This is a genomic window from Nonomuraea fuscirosea (genome assembly GCF_035917475.1).
Taxonomy (GTDB): domain Bacteria; phylum Actinomycetota; class Actinomycetes; order Streptosporangiales; family Streptosporangiaceae; genus Nonomuraea; species Nonomuraea fuscirosea.
The window spans coordinates 5,158,285-5,175,921 of sequence record NZ_CP109074.1; the positions used below are offsets into that span (position 1 = coordinate 5,158,285).

Annotated in this window: 15 protein-coding genes; 7 read left to right on the forward strand and 8 right to left on the reverse strand. The window is 72.7% G+C overall.

What is annotated here, in order from left to right; translation table 11 throughout:
* Position 1: 1 nt before the first annotated feature.
* From OIE67_RS23685 to mctP, 3 genes are all read left to right on the forward strand, one after another.
* Positions 2–550 (forward strand): VOC family protein, encoded by a 549-nt coding sequence (locus tag OIE67_RS23685; protein WP_326643847.1) that lies wholly within the window; start codon positions 2–4, stop codon positions 548–550.
* Between the two features lie 246 nt (positions 551–796).
* Entirely contained in the window at positions 797–1,006 is a 210-nt protein-coding gene (locus OIE67_RS23690; protein WP_106237561.1) for a DUF3311 domain-containing protein, read from the forward strand.
* A complete protein-coding gene (mctP, locus tag OIE67_RS23695) occupies positions 1,003–2,610 on the forward strand; it encodes a monocarboxylate uptake permease MctP (RefSeq protein ID WP_326643851.1) in 1,608 nt (535 codons plus the stop codon). The genes OIE67_RS23690 and mctP overlap by 4 nt, the downstream gene beginning before the upstream one ends.
* 59 nt (positions 2,611–2,669) lie before the next feature.
* On the opposite strand, the gene OIE67_RS23700 is transcribed toward mctP, so the two are convergent.
* Positions 2,670–3,017: a DUF6285 domain-containing protein gene (locus OIE67_RS23700; protein WP_326643854.1), complete on the reverse strand. Its 348-nt coding sequence runs from the start codon at positions 3,015–3,017 to the stop codon at positions 2,670–2,672.
* A 93-nt stretch (positions 3,018–3,110) separates the two neighbouring features.
* Here OIE67_RS23700 and OIE67_RS23705 point away from each other — a divergent pair, with 93 nt between their 5' ends.
* From OIE67_RS23705 to OIE67_RS23720, 4 genes are all read left to right on the forward strand, one after another.
* Positions 3,111–5,117, forward strand: a complete 2,007-nt coding sequence (locus OIE67_RS23705; protein ID WP_326643856.1) for an alpha/beta fold hydrolase — start codon at positions 3,111–3,113, stop codon at positions 5,115–5,117.
* Positions 5,118–5,275: 158 nt separating this feature from the next.
* Positions 5,276–6,058 (forward strand): CPBP family intramembrane glutamic endopeptidase, encoded by a 783-nt coding sequence (locus tag OIE67_RS23710; protein WP_326643858.1) that lies wholly within the window; start codon positions 5,276–5,278, stop codon positions 6,056–6,058.
* Between the two features lie 40 nt (positions 6,059–6,098).
* Positions 6,099–7,295 (forward strand): acyl-CoA dehydrogenase family protein, encoded by a 1,197-nt coding sequence (locus tag OIE67_RS23715; RefSeq protein ID WP_326643860.1) that lies wholly within the window; start codon positions 6,099–6,101, stop codon positions 7,293–7,295.
* On the forward strand, positions 7,292–8,263 hold the full coding sequence (locus OIE67_RS23720) for a phosphotransferase family protein (protein WP_326643862.1): 972 nt from the start codon (positions 7,292–7,294) through the stop codon (positions 8,261–8,263). Before OIE67_RS23715 ends, OIE67_RS23720 begins: the two co-directional genes overlap by 4 nt.
* On the opposite strand, the gene OIE67_RS23725 is transcribed toward OIE67_RS23720, so the two are convergent.
* The 7 genes from OIE67_RS23725 to OIE67_RS23755 form a co-directional block, all read right to left on the reverse strand.
* Positions 8,247–8,855 (reverse strand): TetR/AcrR family transcriptional regulator, encoded by a 609-nt coding sequence (locus OIE67_RS23725; protein ID WP_326643864.1) that lies wholly within the window; start codon positions 8,853–8,855, stop codon positions 8,247–8,249. The two genes, OIE67_RS23720 and OIE67_RS23725, sit on opposite strands and share 17 nt — an antisense overlap.
* Positions 8,852–9,316: a hypothetical protein gene (locus OIE67_RS23730; RefSeq protein WP_326643867.1), complete on the reverse strand. Its 465-nt coding sequence runs from the start codon at positions 9,314–9,316 to the stop codon at positions 8,852–8,854. The genes OIE67_RS23725 and OIE67_RS23730 overlap by 4 nt, the downstream gene beginning before the upstream one ends.
* A 172-nt stretch (positions 9,317–9,488) precedes the next feature.
* On the reverse strand, positions 9,489–10,601 hold the full coding sequence (locus OIE67_RS23735) for an FAD-dependent oxidoreductase (protein WP_326643869.1): 1,113 nt from the start codon (positions 10,599–10,601) through the stop codon (positions 9,489–9,491).
* A 58-nt stretch (positions 10,602–10,659) separates the two neighbouring features.
* Complete coding sequence (locus tag OIE67_RS23740) at positions 10,660–14,607, reverse strand: hypothetical protein (RefSeq protein ID WP_326643871.1); 3,948 nt, start codon at positions 14,605–14,607, stop codon at positions 10,660–10,662.
* Positions 14,604–15,416: a carbohydrate ABC transporter permease gene (locus tag OIE67_RS23745; protein ID WP_245955762.1), complete on the reverse strand. Its 813-nt coding sequence runs from the start codon at positions 15,414–15,416 to the stop codon at positions 14,604–14,606. Before OIE67_RS23745 ends, OIE67_RS23740 begins: the two co-directional genes overlap by 4 nt.
* The gene (locus OIE67_RS23750) at positions 15,413–16,324 is read right to left on the reverse strand and encodes a carbohydrate ABC transporter permease (RefSeq protein ID WP_326643875.1); all 912 of its coding nucleotides are present in this window, start codon (positions 16,322–16,324) and stop codon (positions 15,413–15,415) included. The genes OIE67_RS23745 and OIE67_RS23750 overlap by 4 nt, the downstream gene beginning before the upstream one ends.
* The gene (locus tag OIE67_RS23755) at positions 16,321–17,622 is read right to left on the reverse strand and encodes an extracellular solute-binding protein (protein WP_326643877.1); all 1,302 of its coding nucleotides are present in this window, start codon (positions 17,620–17,622) and stop codon (positions 16,321–16,323) included. The genes OIE67_RS23750 and OIE67_RS23755 overlap by 4 nt, the downstream gene beginning before the upstream one ends.
* Positions 17,623–17,637 lie beyond the last annotated feature (15 nt).

The following is a 17,637-nucleotide window of genomic DNA, read 5'->3' on the forward strand; positions in this document are numbered from 1 at the left end:
CATGAACGGCGAATTCGAGCTCCGCGGGGTCAACCACGTCGCGCTGGTCTGCTCGGACATGAAGCGGACCGTCGACTTCTACTCGGGCGTGCTGGGCATGCCGCTGATCAAGACCATCGAGCTGCCCATGGGCTGGGGGCAGCACTTCTTCTTCGACTGCGGGGGCGGCAACGCGCTGGCCTTCTTCTGGTTCCCCGACGCGCCCGACGGCGTGCCGGGCGTGTCCGCGCCGAAGAACCTGCCCGACCGCGGCGAGCTGCTGTCGGCCGTGGGCTCGATGAACCACATCGCCTTCGACGTGCCGCCGGAGCGGATCGAGGAGTATCGCGACCGGCTCGTCGCCAAGGGCATCGACGTCGGCGTGCTGCTCAACCACGACGACAGCGAGTTCGGCGTGGCGCCGAAGATGCACGACGGCGTCTTCGTCCGGTCCATCTACTTCAAGGACCCGGACGGTGTGCTGGTCGAGTTCGCCGCCTGGACCCGGAAGGTCGGCGAGCCCGGCGACGTCAGGCACGAGCCGAGAACCGCCGCCGACCGGACGGTGTGACCGTTCGCCGCACGCGGGCGACCACTCGTCGATCGGGACTGACGATCGCGGCGCGCGCGTGCCTAAGGTTTGAGCGGTGTGGCCGTGTTCCGGGGTCTCGGAAGTCAAGATTTCATCCCGGCATTTAGGCCAAACCGTAATACAGCAGACATTGGGTTTAATACCGCTGTAAAGTTACTCTCCCTCCATTGACGAGTTGTCAGGAGCCGGTCATCAACGGCTCCTGATCCATTCATCGGAGGGTCGATGACTACCGGGGAACCCGGGCAGCCGCGAACTGACCGCAGCCCATGGAACTGGCTGCTGGTCCTGCCGATCGTGCTGCCGTTGCTGACGTTCCTGTTCAACGCCGACGAGCCCCGCCTGTTCGGCTTCCCGCTCTTCTACTGGCTGCAGATCGCCTTCATCGTGGTGGGCGTCGTGTCCACGACCATCGTCTACCGGATGACCAAATGAGCGCGCACACGACCGAGCTGGTCGTCTTCATCGTGCTGTTCCTCATCGTCAGCGGCATGGGCTTCGTGGCCGCGCGCTGGCGGCGGCCGAGCGACCTGGCCAGCCTGAACGAGTGGGGGCTCGGCGGTCGCAGCTTCGGCTCCTGGGTCACCTGGTTCCTCATCGGCGGCGACCTCTACACCGCCTACACGTTCGTGGCGGTGCCCGCGCTGGTGTTCAGCGCCGGCGCCCTCGGCTTCTACGCGCTGCCGTACACCGTGGTGGTCTATCCGCTGGTGTTCCTGGTGCTGGCGCGGATGTGGTCGGTCTCGCACGTGCACGGGTTCGTCACGCCGGCCGACTTCGTCCGGGCCCGGTTCGGGTCGCCGACGCTGGCGCTGGCCGTCGCGATCACCGGCCTGGTGGCCACGATGCCGTACATCGCGCTGCAGCTCGTCGGCATCGAGGCGGTGCTCAAGGCGATGGGCATCACCGGGCACCTGCCGATCATCATCGCGTTCGCGATCCTGGCCGCGTACACCTACCAGTCCGGCCTGCGCGCGCCCGCGCTCATCGCGTTCGTCAAGGACTCGCTGATCTACATCGTGATCCTCGCCGCGGTCATCTACATCCCGGCGCAGCTGGGCGGCTGGGACTCGATCTTCGACGCGGCCAAGGCCAAGTTCGACGCCTCGGCGGCGCCCGCCGACGGCATCATCCTGAACGCGAACAACCAGCTCCAGTACATCACCCTGGCCTTCGGCTCGGCGCTGGCGCTGTTCCTCTACCCGCACAGCCTCACCGGCGTGCTCGCCTCCAAGAACCGCAACGTGATCAAGCGGAACATGTCGGCGCTGCCCGCCTACAGCCTCGTGCTCGGCCTGATCGCACTGCTCGGCTTCATGGCCATCGCGGCCGGCGTCAAGCCCGTCACCACCGGCGGCAAGGCCGACACGAACACGATCGTGCCGGTGCTGTTCGACCAGATGTTCCCCGACTGGTTCACCGGCGTGGCCTACGCCGCCATCGGCATCGGCGCGCTCGTCCCCGCGGCGATCATGTCGATCGCGGCGGCGAACCTGTTCACCCGCAACATCTACCGCGAGTACATCAACAAGGACGCCACCGACGCGCAGGAGGCCGGCGTCTCCAAGATCGCGTCGCTGCTGGTCAAGGTGGGCGCGGTGCTGTGCATCCTGCTCCTCGACCCGCAGTTCTCGATCGACCTGCAGCTCATCGGCGGCGTGGTCATCCTGCAGACGCTGCCGTCGGTGGCGCTGGGCCTGTACACGCGCTGGTTCCACAAGGGCGGGCTGATCGCCGGCTGGGCGGCCGGCCTCGGGGCGGGCATGTGGATGCTCTACCTCATCCCCAACCCGGCCAACGGCAAGCAGCACTTCGGCGGCTCGGCGTTCGGGCTGGCGAACCTGGGCTTCGACACCAAGATGACGGTCTACGCCGGGTTCCTGGCGCTGGGGGTCAACCTGGTGGTGGCGGCGCTGGGCACGCTGATCTTCCGGGCCGCCAAGGTCGCGGACGGCAAGGACGCGACGGCGCGGGACGACTACTTCGCCGACGAGGGCGACCCCAAGGTCAAGGATCTGGATCTGACCGGCTCCCACTGACCCCTTTCCACCGCGCACGGCCCGCTCTCCCGCACGGGGGAGCGGGCCGCGTGCGTTGTTCACGAGGTGAGGTAGCCGGGGTTGGCCACCTCCAGTTTCGCGCGCACGGCCTGCTCCAGGACGGCGACGAGGGCGGAGTCGTCGGGGACGCGGCCCTCGCGGACGGCCGCGGCCAGCTCGGCGTCGTCCGCCACGCCCAGCGCGGCCAGGCTCGCGGCGTGCCGCTCGGCCTCGGCGGGGCCGAGCTCGATCTCCCGCTCGACCATGCCGAGCACGTTGATGGCGACGCGGGTGTGGTAGCGGGTCCTGCCGTCCACGGCCGGCAGCACGTCGGTCTCCAGGAAGTCGCGTACGGCGGCCACCAGCTCGGCCGCGCTGGGCACGTCGTGCGGTTCGGTACGGGTCACACCGTCCTCCCTAGCAGAGTAGGAGCCTGCTCCCAAGAGCGATTCGTCCTGGCGGCGGAGGATTCGCGGGAGATGGCGGGCGATGGTGGAAACATGCGCCTCGAAGCCCTCGTGACAGCCCCCTTGACGGTCATCGCGGCCGCAGGCCTGGCGGTGTCGGCGACCCTCCCCGCCGCCGCAGCAGCACACGCCACCCTCACGCCCGCCGTCACCACGGCCCGCCTTCCCACCACCACGCCCGCCGTCACCACGGCCCAGCTCCCCACCACCACGCCCGCCGTCACCACGGCCCAGCTCCCCTTCACAGCGCCCGCCGTCACGGCGGTCCGGCGTGCCGCCTCCGAGTCCGGGCCTGGGGCGCCGCATGAGTGTGCCGAAGCTGTCGTGCGGTGTGACGGGACGATCGGCGTGCCGCTGGACTGGGACGATCCGGCGTCCGAGCGGATCGAGGTCGCGTTCGCCTGGATCCCCGCCGCGAAGCGGGCGACCGGGACGATTCTCGCCAATCCCGGCGGCCCGCTCCCCGCGCTGCCCGACGTGCCGCGACTGACGCAGACGCTCGGACCCGTGCTCGACCAGCGGAACCTGCTGGTCGTCGATCCTCGCGGCCTGGGCGCGTCCTCCCCGCTGCTGTGCCCGGGCCTGAAGCTGACCGACCCGGACAGCGTCGCGGCCTGCGCCGCGCACCTGGGACCGCGCATCCGCTTCTTCACCGCCGACCAGGCCGTCCGGGACATGGACGCGGTACGCCGCGCGCTCGGCGCCGGCCCGGTCACCTTCTACGGCAACTCCTACGGCACCGCCTACGCCCAGGCGTACGCCGCCCAGCGCCCCGAGGGCCTGGCGGCGGCGTTCCTGGACAGCACGACGATCACCGGGCCTGACGGGCACGTCCTGTGGCCGATGCGGTCCAGGCCCGAGCTCATGAGCTTCGTCTGCGGCCGCTCGCGCGCCTGCCGTGAGCTGCCCGGCGGCCCGGAGCGCACCTTCGCCCGCCTGGTGGCGCACCTGCGCGCGCACCCCGACCCCGAGGTGCCCCTGCCCGCGCTCAACGGCGTGGGGCGGATGACGGAGCCGGTCTTCGGCCGGGAGGCGAACGCCGCCGCGACGGCGTACCTGGCCGGTGATCCCGCGCCGCTGCGCCGGCTGGCGGGAGTGCTGAAGGGCGTCCCGAGCCAGCCGATCGAGGGCGCCGAGTGGGCCGGGTACCTGGCCTACCGGTGCGGCGACGGGTCCTTCCCGTTCGACCGGGACGCGGGCCCGGCCGAGCGGCTGGCCCAGCTGGAGCGGTACTTCGAGCGGGAGCGGCCGCTGGCGCCGTTCACGCCCGCCGACCTCGGGCTCGACGCGGGCTCCGGGCTGGAGTTCTGCGTGAACTGGCCGACGCCGCGCCCCGCTCCCGTGCTGCCGCCGCACGCGGACCTGCCCGCCGTTCCGGTGCTGGTCGCCGGCGGGGACTTCGACACGCACACGCCCGCCGAGGTGGCCCGTGCGATGCGCGTCTTCCCGCGGGCGACGTTCGTACGGGTGCCGTTCGGCACGCACAGCCTCGCGTGGGGGCCGGGGGCGGCCGGGGAGTGCGTGCGGGCGATGCTGCGCTCGTTCGTGCTCGACCATCGGGTGCCGCGGACGCGGTGCGCCGCGGAGAACTACCGGGCCTCGGGAGCGTTCCCCCGCTCGCTCGCCGAGGTCGCGCCGGTGCCCGCGCCCGGGCTGGACGTGGAGCGGCGGCGGGTACTGGCGGCCGGGTACGCCACCGCCGCCGACGCCGTCGCCCGCCGCAACCCGTACAACCTGGTGCACGGGAGGCTGACCGAGCAGGCCGGGCTGCGCGGCGGGAAGGTGACCTTCGGGTCCGGCACCATCGACCTCGACGGGGCCGCGTTCGTGCCCGGGGTGGCGGTGACCGGCCGGATCACGCTCCAGCCCGACGGGGAGGCGGTGGCCGCGCTCACCGTCTCCCCCAACGCCTCGAACGGCGGGGCTGAGGGGCGGGTGTATCGGGTGGAGCTGGTGTGGGAGGCGTTCACCGCTCAGGAGCGGCCCGCGCTGTCCGGATCCTTCGACGGAACGCCGGTCGAGGTCCCCGGGCGACCCTGACCACGCCCGGCAAGGCGCAGCGTCCACGTGTCCCCGGCGAAGACGCGAACCATGCCTCCGGACAGCGGCGCGAGCCCGCCGTCCGACATGTCCCCCGGCAAAGCGGGGGACATGTCGCCTTTATCAGCGTCCGATCATGTACCGGCTAGTCTGCGCACATGCACACACAGTCCTCCCTCGACCCGGGTCCCGTGCTCGGTCCCAGGCTCATCCGGGCCGAGATCTTCGTCGTGATGTCGGTCTCGCTCGGCGCCAGCGCCGTGGTGGCGTTCGTGCGGCTGATCGGGGCGCTCACGGCGCCGAGGGAGCTCAAGGGCCAGCACGCGGTGCTCGTCGGGTCGATGGCACCGGGACGGCCCTGGCTGGACCTCACGTTGCAACTGGTCCAGATCGTGATCGCGGTGGCGCCGGTGGGGCTGGTGGCGTACCTGCTGGTGCGTTCGGGCGAATCGCTGCGCACGATCGGCGCCGACTTCCGCCGGCCCGGCGGCGACCTGGCGCGCGGGGCGGTGCTCGCGGCCGCGATCGGCGGGTCAGGGCTGGCGTTCTACCTGGTGGTGTGGGCGGCGGGGGTGAACCTGACCGTCGTCCCCGGGCAGTTGCCCCAGGAGTGGTGGCAGGTGCCGGTGCTGCTGCTGGCCGCGGCGCAGAACGGGCTGCTGGAGGAGGTGCTGGTCGCCGGTTACCTGCTGCACCGCCTGGGCCAGGCCGGATGGACGCCGTGGAAGGCGCTGGCCGTGTCGGCGCTGTTGCGCGGGTCGTACCACCTGTATCAGGGTTTCGGGGGGTTCGTCGGGAACGTGGTGATGGGGCTGGTGTTCGGGAAGATGTACCAGCGGTGGGGCCGGGCGATGCCGCTGGTGGTGGCGCACACGCTGATCGACGCCGTGGCCTTCGTCGGGTACGCCTTCCTGCACGGCAAGGTCAGCTGGCTGCCCTGAGACGGTTGACCCTCGCCGGGGATCCGAGGTTGGGTGAATCATGAGCTTCGCGGTCCCCGACAGCGTCCGCCCGGTGCGTGACGCCGTGTACGCGTTCATGACCGAGCGGGTGGAGCCCGCCGAGCCCGTGCTGCACGCGGGCGGTCCCGAGGCGGCGGCGGTCCTGGACGAGCTGCGTGCCCAGGCCAAGAAGGAGGGTCTGTGGGCGCTCGGTCATCCGCGTGAGCTGGGCGGGGGCGGGCTGCCGTTCCTCGACTACGTCTACGTCAACGAGGTGCAGGGGCGCAGCGAGTACGGGCAGCTCGCGCTCGGCACGTACACGCTGCAGGACTCGCTGATGCTGCACGAGCACGCCTCGCCCGGGCAGCGCGAACGCTATCTGGAGCCGCTGGTGCGCGGCGACATCTCGCCGAGCTTCGCGATGACCGAGCCGTCTGTCTCCAGCAGCGACCCCACGCAGATCACCACCTCCGCCGTGCTCGACGGGGACGAATGGGTGATCAACGGGCACAAGTGGTTCACCACGGGGGCGTCGCGGGCGGCGTACACGACCGTGATGTGCAGGACCGAGCCGGACGCGCCGCCGCATCGGGCCTTCTCCATGATCCTGGTGCCGACGGACACGCCGGGCTACACCATCGTGCGCGAGACGCCGGTGCTGGGGCTCGACGGGGCGCACTGCGAGGTGCGGTACGAGGACGTGCGCGTCCCCGCCGGCAACCTGCTCGGGCCGCGCGGGCAGGGGTTCGTCATCGCGCAGAAACGGCTCGGCCCCGGCCGGATCTTCCACTGCATGCGCTGGCTCGGCCAGGCGCAGCGGGCCTTCGACCTGATGTGCCGCAGGCTGCACGAGCGCACCGCGTTCGGCGAGCCGCTGACCGCCAAGCAGCTCATGCGGCAGCACGTGTTCGACTCCTACACCGAGATCCAGTCCGCCCGGCTGCTCACGCTGCACGCCGCCGGCGTCGTCGACTCGGCCCCCGGCGCGCAGGCGCGGGTGGAGATCGGGGCGATCAAGGTGGTGGGCGCGCGGATGCTGCACAACGTGATCGACCGGGCCATCCAGGTGTACGGCGCCGCCGGGCTGACCCCGGACACGCCGCTGGACCGGATGTACCGGCACGCGCGGGCCGGGCGGATCTACGACGGGCCGGACGAGGTGCACGTCGACTCGGTGGGGCGGCGGATCCTGGGCACGTACGCGGCGGGCGGCTCGTGGGAGTTCGGCCTGCGATGAGCGATCCGCAGGCGATCGTCCGCGCGGCGTTCGGGGCGGGGGCGGTGGTCGCGTCCAGCGCCCGGCTGCCCGGCGGCGCCTCCCGTGAGACCTGGGCCCTCGACGTGGTCGGCCCGGACGAGGGCCGGCACGAGCTGATCCTGCGGCTCGACTCGCCCGGCGCCCCGGCGGAGGCCGGTGCCGGGCTCGCCGCCGAGGCCGGGCTGATGCGCGCCGCGGCGGGAGCGGGGGTGCCGGTGCCGCGGATCGTCGCCTGCGGGGAGTCGTACATCCTGATGACCCGCGTGCCGGGCGAGACGATCCCGCGCAAGATCCTGCGGGACGACGCGTACGCTCCCGCCAGGCCCCGGCTGGCCCGCCAGTGCGGGCAGGCGCTGGCCGCCGTGCACCGGATGCCGCTGTCGTCGGCGCCCCCGTCGGAGGAGCAGGACCCGCTGCTGCGCTGGCGCGACGTGCTCGACCAGCTCGGCGAGCCACATCCGGTGTTCGAGCTGGCGCTGCGGCGGCTGGCCGGCACCCGGCCGCGCGGCCGGCGGCACACGGTCGTGCACGGCGACTTCCGCAACGGCAACCTCATCGTCGGGCCTGAGGGCATCAGGGCGGTGCTCGACTGGGAGCTCGCCCACGTCGGCGACCCCCTGGAGGATCTGGGGTGGTTGTGCGTGAAGGCGTGGCGGTTCGGCTCGCCGCTGCCCGTGGGCGGGTTCGGCTCCTATGACGAGCTCGTCGGGGCGTACGAGGAGGCGGGCGGCCAGCCGGTGGACCGGGACGCGCTGCGCTGGTGGGAGACGTTCGGCGTGCTCAAGTGGGGTGTCATCTGCGTGATGCAGACCATGCGGCACCTGCGCGGCGGGGCGCGGTCGGTGGAGCTGGCGGCGATCGGGCGGCGCGTGTGCGAGACCGAATGGGACCTGCTGCGGCTGCTGGACGAGCCCTCCGCCGACCCCACGTCTACCGATCGGCCCTGACTGCCTTGCGAGGCATGGCGACGGGGACGATGGTGGCGGCGATCACGTCCACCAGGCCCTCCACCACCTGGGCGCGTTCGACCTCCGGATGCTCCAGCCACCAGTCCCCCGTGGCCTGCACCATGCCGACGAACGCGTGGCCGAGCACCTGCGCCCGGACCGGGTCGGGCACCACCCGCTCGGCGGCCAGCACCGCGCCGAGCTCCTCCCCCAGGCCGCGGACCAGCGAGGTCATGTGGGAGCGGACCCTGGTGTCCTCGGCGCTGGCCCGGTGGAACAGGAACCGGTAGAGGTTGAGGTTGGCCGAGACGAGGTCGAGGTAGACGCCGATGGCCGCCGTGGCCCGGCCGCGCAGGTCGGCCCCGGTCCGGCCGAACTCCGGCCGCAGCCGGCCGATGACCGTGCCCACGTGGCGGTCGGCCAGCGCCTGGTAGAGGCCGCGTTTGTCGCCGAAGTGGCGGTAGAGGATGGGCTTGGTGACGCCCGCCTCGGCGGCGATGGCCGCCATCGAGACCTCGGGGCCCTCCTTCATGATGACCCGGTCGGCCGCGTCGAGCAGCGCCCTGCGCCGATCCGGATCCCGCCCGCTCACCTGTCCAGGATAGATCGCAGCCGGGCGGGGAGCAGCGCCGAGAGCACGAGGAGGGCGCCGAGGAGCGCGTACAGGCCGGTCAGGCCGGCCAGGGTTCCCGGCGGCTCGCCCAGCTCGGCCCACGGCGCGGCCTCCGGCGCCGACCAGGGCAGGCCGCCGGCGCGGGCGTAGGGCAGCGTGCCCGCCACGCCCACGGCGGCGTCGAGGTCCAGGGCGAACAGCGTGCCCGCCGCGGCCAGCGGCACGCCGCACGCGAGCGCCGCGGCCGGCCAGGCGGTGAGGAGCACGACGATGGCGGCCACCGCCGCGAGGTAGCCCAGCGCGGCGGGCGCGGGGGCGAACGCGGCGTTGCCCACGCGCAGGGCTCTGGCGGCGGCTTCGGTGAGGTAGTAGACGGGGACGAGCGCGGCCAGGCCGGCGACGGCGCCCAGGAGGCGGCGGGTGTGCCGGTCGCGTTTCACCCGAATGCTCCCCTCGCTTCGCCTGCTGCTCCCTTGATCGCGTACGGCGCGGCCGGCCGGGCGGGAGTTCCGGTCGCTCACCTTATCCATGGGACGGCAGCGGCAGGTGCGGAATCCGCACAGCCGGTGACGCTCTGTCATCGCGGGGGCGAAGGCGGGCGCCGTGCCGTGGTCAGCGCAGGGCGAAGCGTGGGAGCGGGCCGGCGGTGCCGAGGGCGAGGTCGGCGGCCAGGTGGCCGATCAGCGGGGTGAACTTGGCGCCATGACCCGAGCAGGGCGAGACGACCACGACGGGACCGGCCCGGTCCAGGATGAAATCCTCGTCGGGGGTGGTCGTGTAGAGGCAGACGGCCTCGGCGACCGGCTCGGGGTCGAGGCCGGGCAGGCGGCGGGCCACCCAGCCGGAGACGGCGTCCCTGGAGGCGGGGTTCACGATCCCGTCGCGGGTGCTCGCGGTCGTGGGCGTGCCCCGGTCGTGCTCGGCGACCTTGACGGCGGGCGCGGCTCCTCCGTCGGCTCCCGACGGGAGGCCGTAGAGCAGCAGTTCGTCCGTGGCCACGAGGGTGGGCCAGGCCTGGCCGGGGTCACGCTGGCGGAAGTGGAAGACCTGCTGCTGGGTGACGCGCAGCGGCGGCAGGCGCAGCGGCGCCCCGATGGCGTCCGCGAGCTCGGGCAGCCACGCTCCCGCCGCCACGACGACGGTGTCCGCCGCCAGCTCCGAGCCGTCGCCCATGCGAACCAGCGCCGAGTCCCCGCCGGTGCGCACCTCCCGCACACGCGTTCCGGTACGGATCTTCGCCCCGAGCTCGGCGGCCCGCCGGACGCACGCCGCCACGGTGGCGTCGGCGTCCACCACCCCGGCCTGCGGATGGAACAGCACCGGCCCGTCGAAGCGGGCGAACGGCCAGCGCTCCCGCGCCGCCCGCTCGGGCAGCAGCTCGCAGGCCACTCCGGCGGCCGACACCATCGCGGCCAGGCCCTCCAGGTCGCGGCCCGCGCCGACGTCGAGGCCGCCGGTCGTACGGAGCAGGGCGGTGCCCGAGTCGGACTCCAGGTCGCGCCAGCACTCCGCCGCCCGGCCGGTCAGGTCGACGTAGAAGGGGTCGTCGTAGACGCGGCGGAAGATCCGGGAGGTGCCGTGGGAGCTGCCGTGGTGGTGGCCGATCTCGTACGCCTCGATCAGGGTGACCTGGGCGCCGCGGCGGGCGAGCTGCCACGCGGTGGCCGCGCCCATCAGGCCCGCGCCGATGACGGCGATCACGGGCCGGCTCCGGTGGTGTGCCAACCGGCGCCCTCCTTCCACGGAATCCGGGCCTGGCGGGCCCGGTGGTGTCCTCGCCGGCTCATCCTAGGTCGGCGGCCGGGCGGTGCAGGCGCACGGGTCCGAACAGGCCCGTGGTGCGCTGGCCGGGGAAGACGAAGTGGGTGGGGCTGACCTCGTCCAGGTAGGCGGCCAGGGTGCCGAGGACGAGGATCTCGACGACGTTCTCGCCCTCGTCGAGATCGACGTCGAACCGGTACGGGGAGCACACGCGCACGCCGCGGGGCCGGCCGTTCACCGTCACCTCGGCCGTGCCCCTGACCCGGCCCAGGTCGAGCACGCCCGGTCCGGAGCCGGCGGTGAGCGTGGTGCGGTAGCGGACGCCGCCGCTGTAGCCGGCCAGGCCGAGCTCCTCCCAGTCGCCCAGCCGCATCCGTCCCGGGCCGCAGGTGAACCGGACGGGGCCGGTGAAGGCGGCCCCGCCGCTCGCGCCCGGGGTGGTCTGGACGACGATCTCGACCTCGCCCGGTCCAGGTCCGCCGAGCGCGGCGTGCAGTTCGACCGGGCCAAGGGCGTTCACCTCGACGCCGGTGGCGCCGGGGGGCGCGTCCAGCAGGAACCGTTCGGCCCGCGGCCGGGCGTCCGGCACGGCGAAGACGGCCGGCAGCGCGGTCGGGGTGGGGTCGAGCCAGGTCGCCTCCGGGAGGGGGTGGGGGCGTGGGAGCAGCCAGAGGGCGGCGGGGTCGCCGTACTGGCGGCGGCGTACGCGCGGCTCCGGCGTCCAGTGCGGCCCGGAGACGGCCAGGCCGTCCACCAGCACCCAGCCGTCCGACTCGACGCGGACCGTGTTGGCGCCCGGGCGCAGCAGGCCCGTCACGTCGTAGCGGCGCACGCGCGGGACGTCCGACTCGGCGTAGGGGTCGAAGCCGCCCTGTCTGCCCGCCTCCGTCCCGTTGACCAGGACCCGGCAGAACGCGGTGGCGGCCACCTGCAGCACCGCTCCCCCGTGCTCGGGCGCGGTCACGATGGTCTCCAGGGGCGCGCCCGCGATCCACTCGGGGCGGGCCGCGTCGGCGGGGTCGGCCAGCAGGCAGACGTACGCGCGCAGGTCGAGCTCCTCGTCGGGGACGAGCAGCAGCTCCAGGAGGTGCTCACCGGGCGGGACGGGGGCGCGGGACACGGCCGCGTAGCCGCGGTCGTCCAGCGGCCAGTCCGCACCGTCGATCCGCAGCGCCTTGGCCGCCCCGGCCCCGATCGCCACCCACGCGCCGCCCTGAGCGACGGCACGGGACTCGGAGCCGTCCGGAAGGAGCGGGCTGGAGTCGGTGCCGGAGCCGTCCGCGAGGGGCGGGCCGGAGTCGGTGCCGGGGGTGTCCGGGACGGTGATGAGGGTGCGGAAGGCGGCCTCCATGCCCGCGCCGGTACGGCCGAACGCGAGGAACTCGACCGGCACCCGTCCCTTCGGCCCCAGTGTCTCCCGGTGCACGGGGTCCTTGCGCTGTCCGCGTGAGGACGACCAGACCGACGGCGTCCACGCTCCGCCGCCGACGCGCTGCTCGCCGCGCGGCCCGAACGTGACGTCCACCGGCTCCCCGTCCGGGGTGCGCAACGTCCAGCCTTCGACGCCCGCGCCGCCGCCGAAGTCGGACCAGGTGTCGTCGAGGGTGGGCACCAGTTCGACGTCCCACTCCGCGTCTTCCAGCTCCGCCGCCACGGTGTACGCGGGCCGTGGCGCGGGCTCCGGCCGGGTGCCGTCGAACACCAGCAGCGCCGCGGGGCCGTCGTCGAACGGGACGCGCACCCGTACGGCGTCGCCGTCCCTCGTGTACGGCAGCGCCACCGGCTCGCCCCCGGCGAAGGGCCGCAGCAGCAGCGGGGCGCCCTGGACGCCGTGGACGGTGACCGGCAGCTCGCGGGCGTACCGGCCGGGGTCGAAGTCGATGACGGCGTCCAGCCAGCCCAGGTCGACCCCGCGTTCCTCGGGCCGTCCGACACCGATGCGGCTGGCCATGGGGAAGGCGGCGGGCAGGAAGACGAGCGTCGTCCCGCCGTCCTCGCGGACCAGCGCGGGCACGGGCGCCTCGACCCGCCGTTCCAGATCCGTCAGTGCCTCCCCCAGCCGGTCGGCGGACGCCACGAAGCGAGCCCCGAGCCGCGCGGCGAGATGTGAAGGGTCCGTCCCCTCCGAGAAACGTCCGGACGCCCTCTTCGAGAAGTGTCCGGCCGGCCCCTCTGGGGAACGTCCGGTCGGCCCCTCTGGGGAGCGTTCGGCTGGCCCCTCTGGGGAGCGTTCGGCTGGGGCGCCGACCGCGATGAGGAGGCCGCCGCCTGCGGCGAACTCCGTGAGCCGGGTGGCGACGTCCTCGTCCAGCACCGTGACGGCGGGCAGGATGACGGCGCGGTACGCCTCGGTGGAGACGGTCAGCCGTCCGTCCTTGACGACCGCGCGCCGCACCGAGTCCTCGTCGATGACGTCGGCGTCGAGTCCGAGCCGGTCCAGCACGCCCGGCTTGGTGGCGAACCAGGCCATGTCGCCCACCAGCTCGCGATACACCTCCTGCGCCCTGACCGCGTCCGGCGCAGCACTCGCGGCCCCGGGCCCGTCCGGCTCGGGCTCGCTCGCCCCCGAATCGTCCGGCTCGTGATCCTCCGCCCCCGAACCAGCCGCCTCGTGATCGCCCGCCCTCGGACCGGCTGTCTGAGGACCCGCCGTCTGAGGATCCACCGTCTGAGGACCGGCTGTCTGAGGACCCGCCGTCTGAGGATCCACCGTCTGAGGACTGGCTGTCTGGGGACCGGCCGTCTCGGGGACCGCCGCCTCCCGACCAGCTGCTCCCGGACCACCTGCCTCCGGACCGGTCGTCCCCGCGCCGGTACCGGTCTGGGCGGTGGCCGTGGGGAGGAGGACGGCGACGTCGCAGGCGTGGCGGCCCAGGGACAGGGCCGCGCAGAGCCGGGTGACCGCCTCGGCGAAGACCCGGTGGTGACGCCAGTACGGCTGCCGCCAGTCGGTGGCCGGCGGCGCCCACTCCCACCAGCCGCGCCGGGTCGTGTAGTAGACGGCGTGCGGGTTGTACAGCGTCGCGCCGGCCCGCAGCCACGGCAGCAGCCAGTCGAACGTCTCCTCCAGGGTGCCGCCCCACCCGCTGGAGTGGAACGCCTCGATCCAGGTGCGCGGCCGCCCGTACAGGTGGGCCAGGGAGGAGTGCAGGCGGGCGTCGCCGTGGTGGTCGGAGCCGGGGGCGCCGAACCAGCGGTGGGTGCGCGCGTAGTCGGCGTACAGCCGCACGCCGTCGACCGGATGCCCGGCGCGGGCGGGGTCCTGCTGGTCGCAGCCGTGCACGAGGCCGTGGCGCTCGTGCCACTCGGCCAGCGGCCGGAAGAACGCCTCCTCGGCCAGCTCGGCCCTGGTCGTCTGGTACGCCCGCCAGTCCGGCGCAGGCGAAAGAGGGTCGAACGGCCGCCCGCGCCGGGCGAGGTGTTCCTCGGCGAAGCGGGCGGACCAGGTGGGCAGGGCCGGCAGCTCGTCCTGGAACGACCCGGCGATCACCCGGCCGAACCAGTGCCCGACGCGCCGTTCGAACTCGCCGTGCACCCGGTCCAGCAGCACCGCGCACGCCTCGCGCGACAGGTAGTCGAAGCCGCGCGTGGTGACCGTCCCGCCGGGGGCCAGCCACTGGCCGGCGAAATCGGGGCGTTCCTGCACCAGCCGCGCCTGGAGGTCGGCGCCGGAGAAGCCGAGCTGGTCGTAGAACCACAGGAAGGCGCCCATGTCGTGCGCGTCCTGGCAGACCCCGTCCAGCAGCTCCCACCATGCGTCGGACAGGAACGGCGGGTCGTCGGCGCGGGAGCCGAACATCGGCCCCGAGGGGGCGAGGTTGAGGATGACGAGGTTGTGCACGCCGCCGGCGACCAGGCGTTCGAGCTGCCAGCGCAGCCGGTCGCGGCGCAGCGGCTCGCCGCTCCACCACCAGATGGCCGCCGGGGAGAAGGCGCGCGGCGGCTCGCGGAAGGCGTCGAAGACGTTCATCCCTTGAGCCCGCTGGAGAAGCCCTTGATGACGTAGCGCTGCAGCGCGAGGAAGACCACGACGATCGGCAGCGCGCCGAGCACGAGCCCGGCGAAGACCAGGCCGTGCTGGGAGACGTACTGGCCGACGTAGGCGAAGACGCTGACCGGGACCGTCTCGAAGCCCGAGCCGCCGAGGTAGACCAGCGGGGTGAAGAAGTCGTTCCAGATGAAGACGGCGTTGAGGATGAGCACGGTGCCGGTGATCGGCCGCAGCAGCGGGAAGACCACGCGGGTGAAGGCCACCAGGTGCGAGGCGCCGTCGATCTGGGCGGCGGCGGCGTAGTCGCCGGGCAGCGCGCGGATGAAGCCGGTGTAGAGGAAGACGGTGAACGGGAGCTGGATGCCGGTGTAGAAGAGGATCATGCCGGCGTGCGTGCCGATCAGGCCGAGGTCGGTGACGAGCCGGTAGAGCGGGATCATGCCGAGCTGGAACGGCAGCACGATGCCGAGCAGGAAGAGGATGTAGAGGCCGTAGCCGAGCCGGCTCTGGACCCGGGCCAGGAAGTACGACGCGAACGAGCCGAGCGCGATGAGCGCCACCAGGCTGACCACGGTGATCACGGTGCTGTTGACCAGTGAGGGGCCGAGGGCCGCCGCCGTCCAGGCGTCGGCGAAGTTGTCCAGCGTGGGCGGGCTGGGCAGCGCCATCGGCGAGCTCGCGATCTGCCCGGGGTCCTTCAGCGCCAGCGAGACCAGCGTGTAGACGGGGAACAGGAACGCCACCGCCACGGCGATCATGACGAGCTCCAGCGGGAAGGTCCTTCTCACGCCGTCACCTCCCTGCGGCGGGTGTAGTAGATCTGCACGAGCGACACGGCGGCCACGAACAGCGCCAGGACGAGCGCGATGGCGGTGCTGTAGCCGTACTTGCCGAACACGAACGCCTGCTTGTACAGGACGGTCGAGAGCGTCTCGGTGGCGTAGCCGGGGCCGCCGTTGGTGGCGGCGAAGACCTGGTCGAAGAGCTTGAGCCCGCCGATCGTGGAGAGCATCAGGTTGATCGTGAGCGCGGGGGCGAGCAGCGGCCAGGTGACGTAGCGGAAGCGCTGCCAGGTGCCCGCCCCGTCGATCATGGCGGCCTCGTGCAGCTCGCGCGGCACGCCCTCCAGCCCGGCCAGGAAGATGACCATGGAGTAGCCGGCGTTCTGCCACACGACCATGCCGGCGATGGACCACAGGGCCACCGACGGGTCCCCGAGCCAGTCCACGTGCAGGCCGAGCAGGCCGTTCAGGCCGGCGGACGGGTCGGGGTTGTAGATGTACTTCCACAGGAAGGCCACCATGACCGGGCTGACCACGACGGGCGCGAAGAAGATCACGCGGAGCAGGGCCCGGCTTCTGAGCTTGACGTTGACGCCGAGCGCGAGCAGCAGGCCGATGCCGTTCTGCACGACCACGATGGCCAGGGTGAGCAGCAGCGTGTTGCCGATCGAGCCCATGGCCTGCTCGTCGCCGAACAGGGTGGCGAAGTTGGCCAGGCCGACGAACGAGCCGTCCGCGCCGATGCCGCTCCAGTCGGTGAACGCGTACACGACGCCGCTGACGGCCGGGTAGAGCACGACGATCGCGTACACGACGAGGGCGGGGGCGGCGAACAGCCAGGGCGGGGTGACGGCGCTGCCGCGCCGCCGGGCGGCGCGGGCGGGCCTGCCGCGGAAGGCGGTCAGTGAGGTCACTTGCGGTAGGCCTCGTCCATCTTCTTCAGCGCCTCGTCGATCGTGCTGTCGCCGCCGAGCAGCTCCTGGACGACGGCGAAGTGCACGGGTTGCACCTCGGCGTTGGGCCAGCGCTGGTCCATGAACGGCACCGCCCGGTCCTTGGTGAACGGCAGGAAGGACTGGACGGCGGGATCGATGCTGGAGGAGGCGTCCTGGGTGAGCGGGATGGCGGCGATGGCCTTGGCCCAGGCGTTGATGTTCTCCTGCTTGCCGAGGAAGTCGATGAACGCCTTGGCCTCCTCGGCGTTCTTGCCCTTGGCGCCGGCGCCCAGGCCGACGACGACGCCGGCCGGGATCCACACGGAGTTCGCGTCGTCGGCGCCGGGGACGGGGAACATCGACAGGTCGTCGGGCGAGGCGGCGGCCTTGCGGAAGTCGGGCAGGACGGCCGACACCTGCACGGCCATGCCCGCCTTGCCGGTGGCGACCATGGAGGTCTGCTGCTCGAACGTGGTGCCGTTCGGCTTGTCGTTGAAGTAGCCGCGTTTCTGCAGCTCCAGGTACATCTCCATGGCCTGGCGCCAGCCGGAGCCGGCGAAGGTGGCCTGGCCGGCGAGCTGTTTGTCGTCGAACGCGGGGTCCTCGGCGTAGACGGTGGAGGGCACCAGCGCGTACGTGATGAGCTGGGTGACCCACGGTGTCTGCGCGCCGAGCGCGATCGGCACCACGCCGGCCTTCTTCAGCTTGTCGCAGACGGCCAGGAACTCGGTCCACGTCGTCGGGGGCGCGTCGATGCCGGCCCGTTCGAAGACCTTCTTGTTGTAGACGGCGCCGATCACGGAGGAGCCGGCCGAGTACAGGTAGGTCTTGCCGTCGAGCTGGAAGGCGGGCTTGAACCCGGTGGGGATGGTCTGTGTCCAGCTCTGCGCGGACAGGTCGGCCAGCAGCCCCGCCTGGGCGATCTGGGTCATCGACATCGCGCTGCCGTTGCCGGGGTAGACCACGTGCAGGTCGGGGGCGTTGCCGGCGCCGAGCTGGGTGCGCAGCGAGGTCTGCACCTGGTCGGTGGGGGCGTAGGAGGTGGTGAGCCGGACGGCGGGCTTGGCCTTCTGATAGGCGGCGGCGAGCTCGTCCATGGGCGTCTTCTGGTCGGCGACGCCGATGAACTTGAGCTCGGTGGCAGCCGCGCCGCCCGTGGTGGCGGTGGTCTCGGGCCTGGTGGAGCAGGCCGTGGCCAGCGTGGCCGCGGCCAGACCGCCCATCACGCGCAGGAACTGCCCTCGGCTGAGCCTGGCCTGGTGCAGCAGGTCGGTCATGTCGCTGTCTCCTCG

Coding starts and splice junctions, on each gene's coding strand:
- OIE67_RS23685 (WP_326643847.1), top strand. CDS start 2: ATGAACGGCGAATTCGAGCTCCGCGGGGTCAACCACGTCGCGCTGGTC.
- OIE67_RS23690 (WP_106237561.1), top strand. CDS start 797: ATGACTACCGGGGAACCCGGGCAGCCGCGAACTGACCGCAGCCCATGG.
- mctP (WP_326643851.1), top strand. CDS start 1,003: ATGAGCGCGCACACGACCGAGCTGGTCGTCTTCATCGTGCTGTTCCTC.
- OIE67_RS23705 (WP_326643856.1), top strand. CDS start 3,111: ATGCGCCTCGAAGCCCTCGTGACAGCCCCCTTGACGGTCATCGCGGCC.
- OIE67_RS23710 (WP_326643858.1), top strand. CDS start 5,276: ATGCACACACAGTCCTCCCTCGACCCGGGTCCCGTGCTCGGTCCCAGG.
- OIE67_RS23715 (WP_326643860.1), top strand. CDS start 6,099: ATGAGCTTCGCGGTCCCCGACAGCGTCCGCCCGGTGCGTGACGCCGTG.
- OIE67_RS23720 (WP_326643862.1), top strand. CDS start 7,292: ATGAGCGATCCGCAGGCGATCGTCCGCGCGGCGTTCGGGGCGGGGGCG.
- OIE67_RS23740 (WP_326643871.1), bottom strand. CDS start 14,607: ATGAACGTCTTCGACGCCTTCCGCGAGCCGCCGCGCGCCTTCTCCCCG.
- OIE67_RS23755 (WP_326643877.1), bottom strand. CDS start 17,622: ATGACCGACCTGCTGCACCAGGCCAGGCTCAGCCGAGGGCAGTTCCTG.